The sequence below is a fragment of the Magnetococcales bacterium genome (assembly GCA_015228815.1).
Classification (GTDB): domain Bacteria; phylum Pseudomonadota; class Magnetococcia; order Magnetococcales; family UBA8363; genus UBA8363.
The window spans coordinates 40,903-57,439 of the sequence record JADGCV010000018.1; the positions used below are offsets into that span (position 1 = coordinate 40,903).

General features: G+C 57.8%; 16 protein-coding genes. 9 read left to right on the forward strand and 7 right to left on the reverse strand.

The genetic code is table 11. The features are described 5' to 3' along the window. Positions 1-5 precede the first annotated feature (5 nt). The 3 genes from HQL76_09280 to HQL76_09290 all read left to right on the forward strand — a co-directional run bounded on the left by HQL76_09280 (position 6) and on the right by HQL76_09290 (position 4,281). Positions 6-2,279, forward strand: coding sequence for a PAS domain S-box protein (locus HQL76_09280; protein ID MBF0109356.1), 2,274 nt, complete (start codon positions 6-8; stop codon positions 2,277-2,279). A 95-nt stretch (positions 2,280-2,374) separates the two neighbouring features. Continuing rightward, positions 2,375-3,220, forward strand: coding sequence for a response regulator (locus HQL76_09285; GenBank protein ID MBF0109357.1), 846 nt, complete (start codon positions 2,375-2,377; stop codon positions 3,218-3,220). A gap of 32 nt (positions 3,221-3,252) precedes the next feature. Continuing rightward, a complete protein-coding gene (locus HQL76_09290) occupies positions 3,253-4,281 on the forward strand; it encodes an HD domain-containing protein (GenBank protein ID MBF0109358.1) in 1,029 nt (342 codons plus the stop codon). A gap of 3 nt (positions 4,282-4,284) precedes the next feature. Here the strand turns inward: HQL76_09290 and HQL76_09295 are convergent, their stop codons facing one another. From HQL76_09295 to bamE, 4 genes are read right to left on the reverse strand one after another with little or no spacing between them, the layout of a single operon-like run. Further along, on the reverse strand, positions 4,285-5,400 hold the full coding sequence (locus HQL76_09295) for a hypothetical protein (protein ID MBF0109359.1): 1,116 nt from the start codon (positions 5,398-5,400) through the stop codon (positions 4,285-4,287). Beyond that, positions 5,397-6,686, reverse strand: a complete 1,290-nt coding sequence (locus HQL76_09300; GenBank protein ID MBF0109360.1) for an amidohydrolase — start codon at positions 6,684-6,686, stop codon at positions 5,397-5,399. Before HQL76_09300 ends, HQL76_09295 begins: the two co-directional genes overlap by 4 nt. Continuing rightward, positions 6,683-7,402, reverse strand: coding sequence for an MTAP family purine nucleoside phosphorylase (locus HQL76_09305; protein MBF0109361.1), 720 nt, complete (start codon positions 7,400-7,402; stop codon positions 6,683-6,685). Before HQL76_09305 ends, HQL76_09300 begins: the two co-directional genes overlap by 4 nt. 3 nt (positions 7,403-7,405) lie before the next feature. Then, positions 7,406-8,443 carry an outer membrane protein assembly factor BamE gene (gene bamE / locus HQL76_09310; GenBank protein ID MBF0109362.1) on the reverse strand — a complete coding sequence of 346 codons (1,038 nt, stop codon included), beginning with the start codon at positions 8,441-8,443 and terminating at the stop codon, positions 7,406-7,408. Between the two features lie 128 nt (positions 8,444-8,571). On the opposite strand from bamE, the gene HQL76_09315 reads away from it, so the two are divergent. The 3 genes from HQL76_09315 to HQL76_09325 are packed head-to-tail and all read left to right on the forward strand — an operon-like array spanning position 8,572 to position 11,127. Continuing rightward, positions 8,572-9,072: a ubiquinol-cytochrome C chaperone family protein gene (locus tag HQL76_09315; GenBank protein MBF0109363.1), complete on the forward strand. Its 501-nt coding sequence runs from the start codon at positions 8,572-8,574 to the stop codon at positions 9,070-9,072. A 21-nt stretch (positions 9,073-9,093) separates the two neighbouring features. Beyond that, entirely contained in the window at positions 9,094-10,284 is a 1,191-nt protein-coding gene (locus tag HQL76_09320) for a phosphoglycerate kinase (protein MBF0109364.1), read from the forward strand. 6 nt (positions 10,285-10,290) lie between these two features. Continuing rightward, complete coding sequence (locus HQL76_09325; GenBank protein MBF0109365.1) at positions 10,291-11,127, forward strand: glycosyltransferase; 837 nt, start codon at positions 10,291-10,293, stop codon at positions 11,125-11,127. Between the two features lie 35 nt (positions 11,128-11,162). Here HQL76_09325 and HQL76_09330 read toward each other — a convergent pair whose 3' ends face one another. From HQL76_09330 to HQL76_09340, 3 genes are read right to left on the reverse strand one after another with little or no spacing between them, the layout of a single operon-like run. Then, positions 11,163-12,167 carry a glycosyltransferase gene (locus HQL76_09330; protein MBF0109366.1) on the reverse strand — a complete coding sequence of 335 codons (1,005 nt, stop codon included), beginning with the start codon at positions 12,165-12,167 and terminating at the stop codon, positions 11,163-11,165. Between the two features lie 33 nt (positions 12,168-12,200). After that, on the reverse strand, positions 12,201-13,058 hold the full coding sequence (locus HQL76_09335; GenBank protein MBF0109367.1) for a cyclic nucleotide-binding domain-containing protein: 858 nt from the start codon (positions 13,056-13,058) through the stop codon (positions 12,201-12,203). After that, on the reverse strand, positions 13,025-13,546 hold the full coding sequence (locus HQL76_09340) for an ion transporter (GenBank protein ID MBF0109368.1): 522 nt from the start codon (positions 13,544-13,546) through the stop codon (positions 13,025-13,027). Before HQL76_09340 ends, HQL76_09335 begins: the two co-directional genes overlap by 34 nt. 366 nt (positions 13,547-13,912) lie before the next feature. Between HQL76_09340 and HQL76_09345 the strand changes: the two genes are divergently transcribed. The 3 genes from HQL76_09345 to HQL76_09355 are packed head-to-tail and all read left to right on the forward strand — an operon-like array spanning position 13,913 to position 16,405. Further along, positions 13,913-15,643, forward strand: a complete 1,731-nt coding sequence (locus HQL76_09345) for a DUF1538 family protein (GenBank protein MBF0109369.1) — start codon at positions 13,913-13,915, stop codon at positions 15,641-15,643. Then, positions 15,640-16,005 carry a P-II family nitrogen regulator gene (locus tag HQL76_09350; GenBank protein MBF0109370.1) on the forward strand — a complete coding sequence of 122 codons (366 nt, stop codon included), beginning with the start codon at positions 15,640-15,642 and terminating at the stop codon, positions 16,003-16,005. The genes HQL76_09345 and HQL76_09350 overlap by 4 nt, the downstream gene beginning before the upstream one ends. After that, complete coding sequence (locus tag HQL76_09355) at positions 15,995-16,405, forward strand: hypothetical protein (protein ID MBF0109371.1); 411 nt, start codon at positions 15,995-15,997, stop codon at positions 16,403-16,405. The genes HQL76_09350 and HQL76_09355 overlap by 11 nt, the downstream gene beginning before the upstream one ends. Positions 16,406-16,537 lie beyond the last annotated feature (132 nt).

A 16,537-nucleotide genomic window follows, 5' to 3' on the forward strand; every position in this document is an offset into this window, starting at 1 on the left:
CAGGGATGTATTTTCTGAGCATTACCGGGAAAGTGATCATTTTTTTTCTATGCACCATTTCGATGGTGGTTGTCGGGCTTACCGCTTTTTTTGTGCGCGAACAGGAAAAAACGATCATTGCCCAGAATCAACGTGCCATGGCCATGATGTCCGCCAACATCACCAGTGGTATTCAGTCGCTCATGGAATCGGGCAATGCCTTGATTGTCAATGCCTTCGTCGAGTCGGTACGCAGAAATTCGGCCATTCTCGATTTTCGTATCCTGCGGACCAATGGGGAGACGGCGTTTCTGGACAATGGCACGATCGACGAGATGAATCGCCGTCTGGGGGGAACGATGTTTACCCCAAGAGTACAGGAGTTTCATGAACGGGGCCTGGCGGCGGATGATGCCCATCTGAAGAAATCCCTGGAGGAGAAACGCATCCTTTCCGACCCGCACCTGCGGGATGGCCAGTTGGTCATGACGGTGTTGGCCCCGATTCTGCCGAATGAGCGTTGTTTCCCGTGTCATGGCGAGGGCTTGAAGCCGCTTGGAATCATGCTGCTGACCACCTCTCTGGCCGAAGCGGAACGGGATATCCATGCCACCAGGAAGGAAGCTCTTGTTTTTGGTATCGGTGCGTTGATTGTCGTGTTGCCCTTGCTGTACTGGATGATGCATCGTTTCCTGATCCGACCGTTGGGTCGAATCGAGGGCTCCATGGAACGGGTGGCTGGCGGTCATCTGGATGAACGGATCATCGTGCCGGGACGTGACGAAATCAGTCGGATGGCCGCCACGTTCAATGCCATGGCCAACCAGTTGCGCCGGACCTATCAGGGGCTTTGGCAGGAACGCAACAAGTTGCGTACCGTCATTCATGGCGTGCAGGAGGGAATTGTCGTCACGGATGCCTCTGGTCAGGTGATTCTGGTGAACGAGGCCACCGAGCGGCTGCTGAAAAAATCCGCTACGAGGATTGCCGAGGAGGGGTTCATCCATTTGATCGACGATCCGGAGTATGTCGGCGCCTTTTTGGAGCGGGAAGGAGCGGACATGCCCACCCTGTTGGTCTACAAGGGCAATGCGTTGCTGTTTCATGCTTCGACCTTGCGTGAGGATGGGGTGGTCATTGGTTCGGCAGCCTTGTTGCGCGATGTCAGTGAAGAGATGAAATTGAAGGAACAGTTCCGGGAAATTATCCGGCAGGCGCCTTTCGGCATCATCGTGGCGGATGATCGCGGCGTCATTCACGTCTTCAATCCCGCGTCGGAACGGATCTTCGGCGATTGGCGCGGCGACATGATCGGCAAAAACCTGACCACACTGATTCCGCCCGGTTTGCATGACGTGCATCGGGACAGGTTCATGCGGTATTTTCAGTCGGGATTGCCGCGGACGACCGTTCCCCACATGTTCGAGACGACGGCCTTGCGTCGGGATGGTTCGGCTTTTCCGATCCGGTTGGCCGTCAATTCGATGATGCTGGAAGGGGGACTGGCGATCGTGGGCATGGTTTCCGACATCACCGAGGAGAAGCGGTTGCTGGAGGACCTGATCCAGTCGGCCAAAATGGCGGGCCTGGGCAGCATGGTGGCTGGGGTGGCTCATGAGATCAACACGCCCGTGGGCATTGGCGTGACCGCGGCCTCGGAACTGCTGGAGCGCATGCTTGTTTTTGAAGGCGTCGTCCAATCCGAGGGGATCAGCGAGGAGGAATTGAGCGAGTGCATCGCATCGACGCGGCGATTGACAAAACTTACCCTGGACAATCTGGTGCGTGCCGCGGAACTGGTGCGCAGCTTCAAATCGGTGGCCGTGGATCAGTCCAACGAAAACCTGCGCACCTTCCGGGTCCGTGAATACGTGGAATCGACCCTCCTGACGATTCATCACGAATTGCGTCATACCCGGTTGCACATCGAGATCCTGTGCGATGAGCGTCTGGAAATTCGCTGCCATCCGGGAGCGCTGTCACAGATTCTCATCAACCTGATCATCAATTCGAAAGTTCATGCGTTCGCGCCGGACACCCCTGGCGAGGTCATCCTGGAATTCCAGGCTGTCGGAGATCGTCTGCGGTTGATCTATCGTGACAATGGCAAAGGGATGTCGGAGGAGGTGCGTCAACGTATTTTTGAACCGTTTTTTACCACCCGTCGTGATCTGGGGGGCAGTGGGTTGGGCATGCACATTGTCTACAATCTGGCGACCCGGACCCTCGGCGGAAGCATCTCTTGTCAAAGTGCTCCGGGGTGTGGCATAACGGTTATAATCGACATTCCTTTGACTTGATGAACGGCCCCGAGGTGGGCTCCTGCGCGGTCATGGTTGCCTTGAATCGAGGAAATCGTGCCTGTTTTTTTCCTCCCCGCATCTTGGAGAATGCGATGGCCAAAATTCTGGTTGTCGATGACAACGAAAAAGAGATTCGCCGACCGTTGGTCCGGCAGATGGGACGTGTTTTCGGACCGGACAGGATCCTCGAAGCGGAAAACGGCCAGCAGGCCTTGACGATCGTGGAACGGGAACATCCCATGGTCATCGTGCTGGATGTGATGATGCCGGTGATGGATGGCATTTCCACATGTCGTCTGATTCGCAGCAAGCCTCAGTTCAACGGGGTGTACATCATCATGCTGACGGGACGTGAAGGGGGCCTGGCCGAAGGGTTGGAAATCGGCGCCGATGCCTACGTGCGCAAGCCTTATGATATCGAAGAGTTGACCGCCTATGTGCGCAAGGGAATGAAATTGTCCAAGGAGCGGAACGTTCCGGCCATGGATCCGGTGACCGGACTCTTCAATGAACCCTTTTTCATGGAATCCCTGCTGGTGGGGGAACTGGCCCGCGCCACCCGCTATGAAATCAATTTTTCCGTCATTCGTGTGCGGCTGGATCTGCCGGCGCCGGAGGATGAGCCCAACGATGATTTGCTGCGGGCCGTGGCTCATATGTTCAGTTTTCGGGAGAGCGATCGGGTGGCTTATTTTGGTGGATATGATTTTGTGGTGATGCTGCCCAATACGCCACCAACGCATGCCATGAATATCGCCAACCGCTTGTGTCAGCGCATCCAGGAGCGTTCATTTCCCGGATACGAACGGATCACGGTCAGTTGCGGGGTGGCAAGTTTTGATTCCGCCGAAAACCTGCTTTTGCAACTGGCCGAAGATGCCCTGAATCAGGCGCAGTTGCAGGGCGGCGGCAGGGTGCGCATGGCGGAACTGTCCTGAGATCTTGTTGCATCCGAGGAGGATAAGATAACGTGAAACCCCTGGTGCTCATTGTGGCCCAGCTGGCGGAAATTCGGCATTTGGCCAGGATCCTGGAAAAGCAATTCGAGATTACGATTGCGCTCAATGGGGAAAAGGCGATTTTTGCCACCCGGCAACGCCGTCCGGATGTGATCCTGCTGGATGGGAATATCCGATTGGCCGATGGCGCCCAGGTCTGTCCCAGAATGCGGGCCGATGTCCCGGAGAGCCAGGAGACGCCCGTGGTGTTTCTCCTGGACAGTGGCGCCCAGCGCAGTCAGGCCAGGGTCCAGGGGGCTGTTGATTACCTGCTGCGCCCCTTCGAGGACGACGAGGTTCTGTCCCGCGTGCAGACGTTTGCCTCCTTGAGCCAAATGCAGCGAACGCAGAGGCTCTACAGCGATTCCCTGGAGGTGCAGGTTCGCGAGCGGACCCAGGCGTTGGAAGAAAGCAGGCGTGAAACCATCTACATGCTGGCTCGTGCTGGTGAGTTCAATGATACCGATACCGGTGTGCATATCTGGCGCATGTCGGCGTATGCCAAGGAATTGGCCGTGGCGGCCGGGGCCTCCGCCCGGGAGTGCGAACTCCTGCAATTGGCTGCTTCCATGCATGACATCGGCAAAATCGGTATTCCCGACTCGGTGCTCAAGAAGCCTGCCAAGCTGGATGCCAAAGAGTGGCGGATCATGCAAACACATACGGTCATCGGGCGGGATATTCTGTTGGAGAGCCAGGATCCGCTTTTTCAAATGGGGGCCTTGATCGCGCATCAGCATCACGAAAAATGGAATGGTGCCGGGTATCCGCAGGGGTTGCGGGAGGATGCCATTTCGGTCTGGGCCAGGATTGTCAGTGTGGCGGATGTATTCGATGCCCTGACCATGAAGCGTCCCTATAAGGAACAATGGCCGGTCGAGCAGGCCATGGCCATGATGCAAAAAGATCGTGGTCTCCATTTCGACCCACGCATGTTGGATCTGTTTCAGAAGATTCTTCCGGAGATCCTTCGTATCAAGGAGAAATTTACCTGTCCGTAGCGTCTACGAAAGGGCGGGAAGGGCGCCGAAGACCAGGGGAATCACCACGGAGGGGGAGCGCAAGGGTGGCTGTTGCGGCGTGGACTCCCGCCGTCCCCGGTCGAGGGCTGCGTCGATGGGGACTCCCTGGGCCAGGGCTTTGAGAAAAACCGACAACAAAACATTGTCCATCAGCGGGGGTCCCTGAACGTCGGCCATTTCCGCTTTTTCCGTGATGGGGACCACGTTCCGGCTGGAAGAACAGGTGCTCGGGTCGGGCCAGGCCATGGTGATCGGGATTCCGTTATTGGCGAGCTCGTCGGCCAGGAGCGCGGTTGCCGACCAGGGGGGCGGGCCTCCCGGTGGGGCCTGTCCAAGGATGATCAGAAGTTCGATGCCGCTTTCTTTCAATTCGGGCGTGGCGATTTCCTGACCGCTTCGGGGATCGGGATTTCCCCCCTCGTCGATGAACTGGAAAAATCCCCGGTTGGCGCGTACCAGAGTCGTGCCATCGAGGATCAATCCCTTGGGCTGCAAACGGTGGACTTCCTGAAGCAATCCCGCGAAACTTCCCGAAGGTTCCCAGTGCAGTTCCACCATCTCCTGATTCAGGGGTGGCGGGATCCTTCTGTGATGCCGGGCGGCGGAAGGTGGGTGCGGGGGGAAGGTTGCCAGTATTTTCAGTGGCGACGGCGGATGAAGGTGGAAAAACCGGTGTGGTGTACGTGGCGTTCCACCCTTGCGACGGATGCTCCAACCCCGATTGCCGATCCAGGGAAGATGGGTGGGGGGACGCAACAACTCCCATGGGAGGAGGATGATCTCGGGGAGGGGACTTTGGACGACAAGAAAAAGATCCTCGCCGGGAACGATCCGTGTCTGGAGAAATGGCCAGGAGGGGGCGAGCCAGGCATCGAACAGTTCGATTCCGGTGCTGATGAGGGCGGTTTGTTCCAATTCCGCGGGCAACGGGTGGAGAAACAGGGAGCGGAAATGATCGACGATGGCCAGAACCTCACGGAGTCTTGCCTGGGTCAATGAATGATGCTTGAGCCAACGTCCCTGGAAACGAATCCGGATCAGGAGGTCCGCGTCTGGGTCCTGAGACCAGGGGAGGGTGATCAGTTCGATGATGTTCACGAGGGCGTTCCGTGGCCCAGGAGAGACCGGGCCCTGTTGGCGACTTCGCGGCGTATGTCTTCCTCATCGTCGATGATTCGGTGCTTCATCAGGATACGCCCGGCGACGATGGTGGTATCGACGACGTGGCCCGTGGCGGAATAGACCAGGTTGGAGGCAAGGTTCAGGGGAGGGGTCATCGACGGATCATTGGTGTCGATCAGGAGCAGATCGGCGGGTTGTCCGGGGGCGAGGAGACCCGATGCCCCAAGTAGCGGCGCTTTTCTTCCCTGGGCGATGTCCAGTACCTGGGGGGCGGGGAGGGTGGTGGGGTCTTCGGTGGCGTGTTTTTGGATCAGGGCGAAGGTTTTCATCTCCGAAAACAGATCGAGGCTGTTGTTCGACGCGGCGCCATCGCTTCCGAGTCCGACCGGAATTCCCAGTGACGCGACCCGACCGTAGGGGAAAATTCCTCCGACCGCCAGTTTCAGGTTGGAGGTTGGATTGGTGACCAGGGTGGCGCCGCGACGGGCGATCAGTTCCAGTTCCGCGTCATCGAGAAAGACGCCGTGGGCGAGGATGCAGCGTTCATGCAGCAATCCCAGGGCGTCAAGATGGAAGGCCGGGCGCATCCCGTGTTGTCTCAGGCACGCTTCGACTTCCCATCGATTTTCCGAAAGGTGAATATGAACCCCAAGGTCATGATCCGCGGAAAATCGGGCGCACCAGCGCAGATTCCCGGGAGTGACCGCATAGATCGAGTGGGGAAAAAGGATTGGCCGGATGTGCGGACCATGATGTTCGGGATCTCTCATGATCTCCATGGCCGTCTCCTTGCAGACTTTTCCTTGTTCCGGTCCCTGGGCGTCCACCATTGCCATCCCCAGACTGGCGCGCAGGCCGCTGTCATGAACCGCCCGGGCGACGGCGTGATAATGCCAATATCCATCCTGAAAGACGACGGTTCCGCAGCGGATCATTTCCAGGCAGGCCAGGCGCGTTCCCCAATAGACATCTTCCGCGCTCAAGCGTGCCTCGGCGGGCCAGATCCGTTCCTTGAGCCATGTTTCAAGGGGCAAATCGTCGCCGGCGCCGCGAAACAGCGTCATGGCGGCGTGGGTATGGCCATTGACCAGACCCGGAAGCGCCGTCATGCCGCGGGCATCGAGGCGTGGAAACGTGGAAGGGTTGCTCCCGGTCTCATTGGGTTCGCCGGATCCGACCTGTTCGATGCGTCCATCTTTGATGAGGATCGACAACGGACCCGCTCGTCCTTCCAGAAAAACATTGTGAATGAAAAGATTCATGGCAGGTTCAGGAGCGTCTCCAGGATTCCATGCGCCAGGGGGGCGTTGTCGGCGACCTGGCTTCGGAACAGGTCCATCGTCAGAGGATCGCCGCCGATGCCATTGGCAAAATTGTCCACGATGGCAACCGCCGCATAGGGAAGACCCAGTTCGCAAGCCAAAATACATTCCGATGCCAAGGTCATGCCCACAATCTCGGCCCATGGGGCGTGGCAACGGATTTCCGCTGCCGTTTCAAAGCGGGGACCCGTGGTCTGCCAATAGACGGCCCCATCCACCGGTGCGGGCAGACCAGCGCGGGACAGGGCGGCCAGGAGAACGGACCGCAGGACCGGATCGAATCGCGGCAGGACATGTCCCCGGGCATCGGCAAAAAAGGTCGGGTTGAGGTTGGGGGCGAAAAAATCATCAGGCACCACCACCGAACCGGGAGGAAGATGCCGTCGCAGGCTTCCGACCGACCCCAGGGCAACCACGGAACGAACGCCAGCCTGCTTCAAGGCGGCAAAATGGGCCAGGTGATCGATCCGATGGGGGGGATCATAGTCATCCAGTCCATGGCGTTGCAACAGAATTCGGCCTGAGACCTCCAGGAACGCTACCGTCCCATGCGGCGTTGCGACCTGGAAGCGCCGCGCCTGGCAAAACGGCTCGGTCTTCATCAAACCCATGAGCGAGGTCCCGACGATGACGGCCTTCTGTTCGGTCCCGGTCATGGGTCAGCGCGACCAGAAGCGCCACCAGGGGGCCTGGGGCAGTCCTGGGCTGGGCGGTTTCGGCTGTTCAAGTCTTGTTTCGACCTTCTTCGGGGCGGCAGGGGCATCGTTCGGTGGACCGTCCATTCCGGGTTGGCGAACGGTTCTCGGGGTCAATTCCTCGGTATAGGCGGGTTGATACTTGCCCCCCTGCATCACGTCGGCGTCGGTCGGGACGGGTGGTTTGTTTTCCCCCCGTGGTTCCGTGGGAGCGCCGGGGGTCGCTTCCTGTTCGGTTTGGGTTGATGCTTCTTCGCGTTCATCCTTTTTGCCCCAGGGCCAGAAGGACCAGAAGGATTTTTTCCCGGTCTCGGAGGCTTCGGTTGCGTTCTTTTCATGTTCCTGCATGGCCCTGTCTGCCTGGATCTCGGACGGATCGGCGGTCCCGGCCATCGGGGCTTCGGGCAGGTTGGAGGTCCCGGAGTCCCGAGTGGTGGCGGGGGCCGATTCGTTTGGTTCCACGGCGGATGCGGGAGATGATTCCGATGTGGTCTCGGAGGCGGAATCCTTTTTCAGGAAACGGGGCCAGAAGGATGGGGAGTTCTCTGCCGCCGACTCCGATTCCTTCGGTGGATCGGTCATCGGTTTGCTGAATTCTCCGCCGAAAAGCCATTTGGCGTAACTTCTGTCTTCGTTCTCCCGGGATGAATGACGTGGATCATAGAGGGAATCGTTGAAATTTTTCTGGATGTCCCGGACCAACCCCTGTTCGTCGAAAGTGATTTCGATACGGTTGGTGACCCTTGAGAATGTTCGTTGAATGTTTTTAAACTGCCGGTCCTGGATATAGATCCACCGTTCCTGACGAAAGGTGTTGACCAGGGTTGGCGGTCCGAGAAGTTCGCGAACCTGGTCGCGATGGGTCTGGCCGATGTGAATCTGGTCCGCCTTGTCGGTTTCGATGATGTTGCCCGATTCGCTGACGATGGCTTGACAAGCGGCCAGAAACAGCGAACAAACAAGCACGAGGAATCGGGCGAGCGGATACGAAAGGACGGACATGGCATCACCCAACATCTTGGACGGGGTTGGCTTGGGAGCGCCCTGGTCTGGCCAGACCAGGGCCAGCCTCGGGGGCGATCTTGAATCGGTCTCATGATACTACCGGTCGGGGCGGGAGCAAAGTTTCCATGATGGGCATCGGGTTTCTTCGTTCGGGGAACAGGGACAGGGAGGTGGCGCGGCAACGGGTCATGGCGCTTCATGGACGGATCGTCGAGGAGGTTCTGGAGTGGACCGCCGGGGACCGCTTGGGCGTCGCGGATCGGTTTTCGCTGCGCTTCGAGGTCATGGTGTTGGCGGTTTCGGTGGTGATGGTGTCCGTGAAGGAGGACCGGGAACTGGTCCAGGGATTGTGGGACATGACCTTCGAGGGATTCGAGGAAAGTTTGCGGGGGCGTGGCGTCAACGACATTCGCATCGGTTCGCGCATGCGGGAATTGATCCAGCATGCCATGGGGCGGAGTCGGGCCTACATGGATGCCCTGAATGGCCATGACACAGAGGCCCTCGGTCGGGCGATCGTGCGCAATGTGTTCGGTGGGGAACCTCCACGACAGGAAACAGTTGAAATATTGTTGTCTTCGGTGTTAAATCTCCCGAACCGGGTGTCGGGTGGCATTAATTCTTGAAGCCTTGGAAAGGAAAACAGAATGAACAAGTTGACGATTGATGATGTGGCGTTGAAGGGCAAACGGGTTTTTATCCGTGTCGATTTCAATGTGCCGATGACCGAGAGCGGTACGATTCGCGAGGATACCCGCATCCGTGGCGCCCTCCCGACCATTCGCAAGGCGATCAAGGATGGAGGCCGGGTGGTGCTTGCGTCGCACATGGGCCGTCCCAAGGGCAAGATCATCCCCAGCCTGTCGTTGAAACCGGTGGCGGAGCGTCTGTCCATGCTTTTGGGTCAGGAAGTCAAACTCGCCCCCGACTGTGTCGGACCCGAGGTGGAGGCGATGGTTGACGCCCTGAAGCCGGGTGAGGTCCTGTTGCTGGAGAACGTCCGCTTTCACGGGGGCGAGACCAAGAACGATCCGGCGCTGGCCGATGGTTTTGCCAGACTGGCCGACGTGGCGGTCAATGATGCCTTTGGTACGGCGCATCGTGCCCATTCCTCCAATGTCGGCGTCGGCGAACGTGTTCCTCCCTCGGTCGCGGGATACCTCATGGCGGCGGAAATCGAATACTTCAACAAGGTTGTGCGCAATCCGCAGCGTCCGGTGGTCTCCATTCTCGGTGGCGCCAAGGTTTCGAGCAAGATCGGGGTCATCGAAGCCCTGATGGACAAGGTGGATAAGATCATCATCGGTGGCGCCATGGCGTTCACCTTCTTCAAGGCCCGGGGCTACAACACCGGCACATCCCTGGTCGAGGACGATCAGGTCAAGGTCGCCGCCGACGCCGAAGCCAAGGCCAAGGCCAAGGGGGTGCAACTGGTGTTGCCGGTCGATGCCGTTTGTGCCCAGTCCATGGACGATGGCGCTCCGACCCGGATTTTTCCGGTCAATGCCATTCCCGACGGATGGATGGGGCTTGATGTCGGTCCCGAAACGGTCAAATTGTTCAACGAGGCCCTGGGTGGCGTTCGGACCATCGTCTGGAACGGACCCTTGGGCATGTTCGAGAAGCCCGCCTATGCCACCGGCACCATGGCCCTGGCCAAGACGGTCGCCAACAGTGGCGCGGTCTCGGTGGTCGGCGGCGGTGATACCGACGCGGCGGTGAAACAGGCGGGGGTGGCCAGTTCCATGTCCCACATTTCCACCGGCGGCGGCGCTTTCCTCGAACTGATGGAAGGCAAGGAACTCCCCGGTGTGACCATCATCGGCGAGAAAAAGTAGCGGCTCATGTCCGTGCCAGGAGGGGAGGGGCTTTCGGTCGTCATGATGGGACGCGATGAGGCGCACCATCTGGCCGAGAGTCTGCCTCCACTCCTGGCGGTTGCCGACGAGCTTGTCTTTGTCGATACCGGTTCCGTCGATCGAACCATGGACGTGGTCCGTGCGGCGGGGGGGCGGGTGATTCAAACCAACTGGCGGGATGATTTTTCCGCACCGAAGAATCTGGGTATCGACCATGCCCGGTTTTCGTGGATTTTCAACGTCGATTGCGATGAAATTCTTCAGGATGCGCCTCGGGTCGGTGGTATTTTGCGTGATTGCTGCCGTCGGAGCGATCGTCCGGGTTTGATCATCGCCATCGACAATCTGATGGCCGATGGCGGGGTTGTGGAAAGTCAGGCGGTTCGTCTGTTTCGCAACCATCCCGCCATCCGTTTTGCCAATCCCATTCATGAAAGTGTGGCGCAGTCGCTCCTTGCGCATTGGCCGCGGCAACCGCCATTGGTGGCTCGGGGGGTGCGATTGCTTCATTTGGGTTATCGGGGAGGGATGAATCGGGAAAAAATGCGGCGCAACGTCGCCATCCTCCGTTCCTGGCTGGAGCGGGAGCCTGACTCCATTTTTGGTTGTTACAAACTCGGGATCAACCTGCGACACCTTGGGGCGGGGAGCGAGGGGCTTTACTATTTGCAGCGGGGATTCGATCTTTTGGATCGGCAGACCGATCGGGGGTCATGGCCTTTTGCCGAAAAGTTGGTTGCCGAATATTTTCGCGCCTTGTTGGCGGGAGGGTTCAAGGATCGGGCCGAGGAGGTGAAACGGAGGATTGCCGCATGGAACTGAACGGGAATGACGGGGGAAAGTGAAGAATGATGCCCTTACGCCATCATCCGATGTTCTATTTTCAATGCCTTTTGGATGACTTTCATGAACCCGGCGGCAAAACGGGAACGGGAAAAAAAATCGGTCACCTTCTGTCGTGCCTGGCGTCCCATCCGCTCCGCCAACGATCGATCCTCCAGCAACTGTTTGGCATGAAGTCGCAACGTTCCCGGATCGTCACAGAGAAAACCACTGACTCCATGCTCGATGGGCGACGTGGGATGGACATTGCCCAGGACCGGCAATCCTGCCGCCATCGCTTCGATGGTTGCCATGTTGTATCCGTCCTCCAGCGATGGATGGGCGGTATGAATGAAAAACCGGTGATGGCTTAGAATTTTTTTCAGGTCCTCCCAATCCCGCGAAGGATGCACCCCGGGCATTTCCGGATTGTCGCCGACGATGGTGACCGGTATCCCCGTAAAGGCGGCGCGATGAAAATCCCAGTTCAATAGTTCCTTTTTTCGGTCAATCTGGTTGGCAACACGCAACCCCGCCGCCATGTCGCCGACCCAGGGCAGATAATGTTCCGGATCGACCCCGAATTCCACGACATCGCCACCCGCGAATCCCCAGGATTCCCCCTTGGCGCGCGAAACCGCGACGACATGACCCCCCGTCAATTCAAGGTAATGCTTCAAGGTTTGTTGCACCATCATCGGATTCATCACATCCAAAGCGCCCCTGATTCTGCTTTCCAGGCGATTGTGGATCACCAGAATCCGCGCCCCGGCGATGGTCCGGACATCCATCAAATCCTGGATCGAATGCGCGATGATGCAATCATAGCCACCCGGTGTTTCATGCGCCTGATTCAAGGTGATCAGACGGGCATTTTCCGGTACCGGTCGAATGCGTTTATCCCATGAGGAGACCTCGCGATTGGGCAGTCCGTCGATGATCGCCAACGGATACCCCAACGCCTCCAATTGATGGATCCAGGCTTCATGACTGTTCAGGGTCAAAAGCCTGATCCCGTGCCGTGGAAAGGAAAGATTCATGGTTCGTCCATGGCCGTCGGAAAAAGGTCAGAATCAACTCTTATCATTCAGGGAAGGATACCGTTCCCGAACCACTGCGTCCAATTGTCGTGCAAAGTCAGGATACCGGTCAATGACCCGGTTGAACTCGGTCCGACTGAGGACATAAAGGTCACAAAAACTGACGGCGCGAACCGTGGCGACCCGTTCGACCTGACGCAACAGGGCAATCTCACCAAAGAACGCCCCGGAATTCAGGCGGACCAGGAGTCGTCCCTGGGCATCGAGGACTTCGACCTCGCCATGAAACAGGAAATACATTTCATTGCCCTGGTCCCCTGCGTTGATGATGGTTTCCCGTGGGGAACAGATGGTGGTGGTGAGACAATTGACCAGATCGGTCAGGCATTCATGGGATGCCTGGGTGAAAAAAGGGACGCTGCGCAGCATGAACATGTTGACGTATTTATCGATCTCACGGCGCAATTCCTGCGGCAGTTCGGCGAGGATCTCGGTGGCCATCGTCACCCGATCGCGGAGAAAATGGTCGTAGAAACTGAAGATGTCGTTCTGGATCGAAAGGGGAATCTCATATTTTTTCATGAAGTCGGCCAGCGCCGAGAATTTTTCGTGCTGCCGTTGTTTCTGGGCATTGGCATTGGCAATCACCGTGGAGACGGTACCGATGATGTAACCGTACATGCCGATCCCGACCATCATGACCAGTGTGGCGTAGATGCGGGAAATGTCGGTTTTCGGCGTGATGTCGCCATAGCCGACCGTCGCCACGGTGACGATCAGCCAGTAGACGGCTTGAATGTAGATCGACAAGGGATCGGTATTGTCGGTTTGATAAAGGAGGATCCAGCCGCAGGCAATCAGATTGAGGGCGAGCAGGACCCAGAACAGCAACAGGTAGATCCGAACCTTCTGATTGGTTTCCAGGTAGATCGCATCGACCAGGGTGTTGCCGGTAGGTCGGCGACGATGCTGGGTACCCGGAACAACCGTAACAAGCGCAACATCCGCAACCAGATGATCACTTCGGCATGGATCAGGTCCGCCGGCAGAATGGACCACATGACGAAATCCCAGGGAATCGTCGCGATGATGTCGAGCAGGCATCGGTTCTTCAGGTAGTGCCGACGAATCGCGACCGGATCGGAAATCAATTCGTGTCCCTTGAAGAATGGCGTGCGAAATAATATCAAAATATCGACCATGAACAGGATCGACAGAATAAAGTCCAACCCGTGGGACCACAAAGGCATATCAAGTCTGAGCGCAATTTCGATGGGTACCGAAAATCCATACCAGGCGATGCCCAGGAGCATCGAATAATTCCAGATCGGATTCAGTTGTCCCAGGGTGCGGTGGGTGCCAGGGGTTTCGGTGGTCATGGGTTTACTCTGAATGATTGTTTATAAATTTGAAAGGGTCTGTCATGATGCGACCAATGATCGAATCATGACGACGGTCTGGTCGGACCGGATGACGGTTCAGTGTGGGAGTTGTGCGTGAAAAATGGCGCTGAAAAGAAAAACGACCGGTGATGATCGACGGAGCGAAGTTTGTGGAACCAGGGAATCGATACGTTTCCCGGGAAGGAAGGTCCCGGTCGGTGGGTGGTTCGTGACCCGATGGGGTTTGGGCGGGGCGTTTTCAGGTGATTGGTGATAGAATCCTTGCGAAAGGCGGGGGCGGACCGTGAAGGCAACGGAAGATGACGGACCGGAATATCGGGCGTCAGAAAAAGGGGAGAAACAATGAGTCGGGAAAACCGCTCGGGTTCTGGCTTGGATGAAGAGTCGGTAGTGACACGGCATTTGAGTTACAACCTGTTGACTCCAAGGATTCGGCGCGACTTGAAGGGGCGAATTGTGCCTCATGTCGCATCGGCGGTCAAACTCAATTTGAGGGATGTTTTTCGTTTGCTGAAGAATTATGTTTCCCATCGCTTCATGGAACCATTCAAGATCGTTCTTCCCGTGACTCTTGTTCTTTCGGTGTTTCAGTGGAACTTTCTGAAGGATCCATTGTGGCTGATTGTGGGAATGATTTCGGGGTCGTTTCTGGTGGTCATCGGACTGATGATGCTGGTCGAAGGGTTGCGCCTGGGAATCTTTCCCCTGGGGGAACTCCTGGGTAATGCCTTGCCGCGAAAATTACCGATGCCTGCGATGTTGTCGATCCTTTTCATTCTCGGAGTGGGGAGTACGTGTTGCGACGCGACCTGGGGATGGATGGAGAGGGTGGGCGATGCGGTGGATCGGGGAACGATTCCGGATGTGCAGCTCCTGTTGCTCGGTCGAATGGGATGGGTCCTATTGGCGTCAGGAATGGCCGTGGGATTGGCCCTTGTGTTGGCGACACTCCGTTTTTTCCACGGTTGGCGCTTTAAAATAATGATTCTTGCCGTGTCGCTTTTGCCTCTGGGGTTGACTGTAATGGCATGGATGGATCCATGGGGCAAGGATGTGGTCGGATTGGCCTGGGATTGCGGCGCGGTGGTTCTGGGACCGGTGACGGTTGCGATGTTTCTGGGGTTGGGACGGGGGGTGGCGACGGCCCTGTCCAGAGGCAACGAGACAGCATGGGGTTTGGGGATGATCGCGGTCGCTTTTTTTCTGGTCGTGGCTGCGACTTTGGTGCTTGGAACCCTTTTGGCCGCAACGGTATCTCCCGAGGTCGTTGGGCCCCGGTTGCCGATTCTGGCGGAAGGGACGACGGTTGCGGCGGATCCATCTTCTGGATGGATGTTTGTTTATCGTTCCGCGGCGCTTTCCGCCGTGGTGGCGGTGCTTCCCATGGCGGGACTGATGTTTTTCCTGTTGGTTCTGGTCCTTGGGGAACGGGTCCAGGGGGTGGGGTTGCTGCTCCATGGGGTGGTTCTGTCCACCCTGGGATTGGCCCTCTTCAATACGGGCATGGGCCTGGGACTGGCGGATGCGGGGGGACGTCTGGGGCAGTTTTTCGCATCGGCCCTGGCCCGGAATGGAATGATTGATTTATGGTTCGACTCGGGATTCATGTTCGGGATGGTTTTGTTTCTCGTGGGGACCGTTGCCATCGGTGCAACCTTGGCCGAACCGGGATTGACTGTTTTTACCGCAAATATCGAAAGCCTGTCGCACGGGGTGGCGAGAAAACGAAAACTGACCCGATCGATGGCCTTTGGCGCGGGCATCGGCGGTTTGGTGGGGGTCGCGGGCATCCTCGCCAACGGCATTCATCTCTGGATGCTGGCGCCTCTGGGGCTGGTCATTCTTTTCGCAATCTTCGGTTTCCCGGAAGACTGGGGCACCATTTCCTGGGACGGCGGCATGGTGATTTCCGGACCACTCCTGGTGGGGCTGATCCATCCCCTTGGGATTGGTCTTGGCGGGAGAAGCCACGGGTCGGGGCTGCTTTTTTTCCTCACTGCCGGGGCGATCGTCGCCACACTGTTTACCGGACGCCTGCAACATGGCGCGTCCTCCGGGAGCGGTATATCATGACAACCGGCAGACGGACCATCACGTTTTTGACCGAGGTCAAACTGATCACCTGCATCGTCCAGCGCGGTCTGGGCGACATCATCGTCAAGGCGGCACGAGACGCCGGGGCCCAGGGGGCGACGGTGTTCTTCGCCAAGGGCAGCGGCGTTCGCGAACGGTTGGGGCTCCTGGGCGTTGCGGTCGAGGTCGAAAAGGAGATCGTCAACATTGTCGTCTCTTCCGACCAGATGGAGGGGGTTTTCGAAAGCGTCTACCTCGCCGGTCAACTCGATACCCCGGGGATGGGGTTCATGTATGTGACGCCCCTGGAAAAGGCAGCCACCTACATTCCTAAGGAGGTCGTCGATAAACTTGGACAATGACCCGAAGGAGTGCCAAACCGTCCCTCCCTGGATGCGGGAGCATCCACCGGCACGATTGCTGACCTGTATCGTTCCCGATGACGGGATGGATCGTGCATTGATTCTCGCACTGGAAGACCAGATGGGTCTGTTCACCGCCAACTCCTATCCGTGCCGGGGGTATGGTGTCGGAGAGGGGCTCGGTGGAACGGGCATGGCGGGCGACCCGGACGGCATCGTGGCAGTGGCGGTCGTGACGGTGGTGGTTGCCCCGGACCGCGCCATGGAAGTCTTCGATTTCCTGGGCCGAATGATCGTCGAACGACTCGGGAAGGGACATGCCCTTCTCTATCAGGGCGAGGTGTCCCACGCGACCCGTTTTGAACTCCCAATCGGGATTCCCGATGAAGCGGAACAGTGATGTTGCGTTTCTCTCGTGGAATCATTTTGTTTGGAGGGGTTGGGGATTGAAGGGCTGAAGGCACTTCACCAGTGCGTGGCGTGGGGGCGACTTACAAGGCTGACCTTGATTTTGCCTTTGACTTTTTGCCCG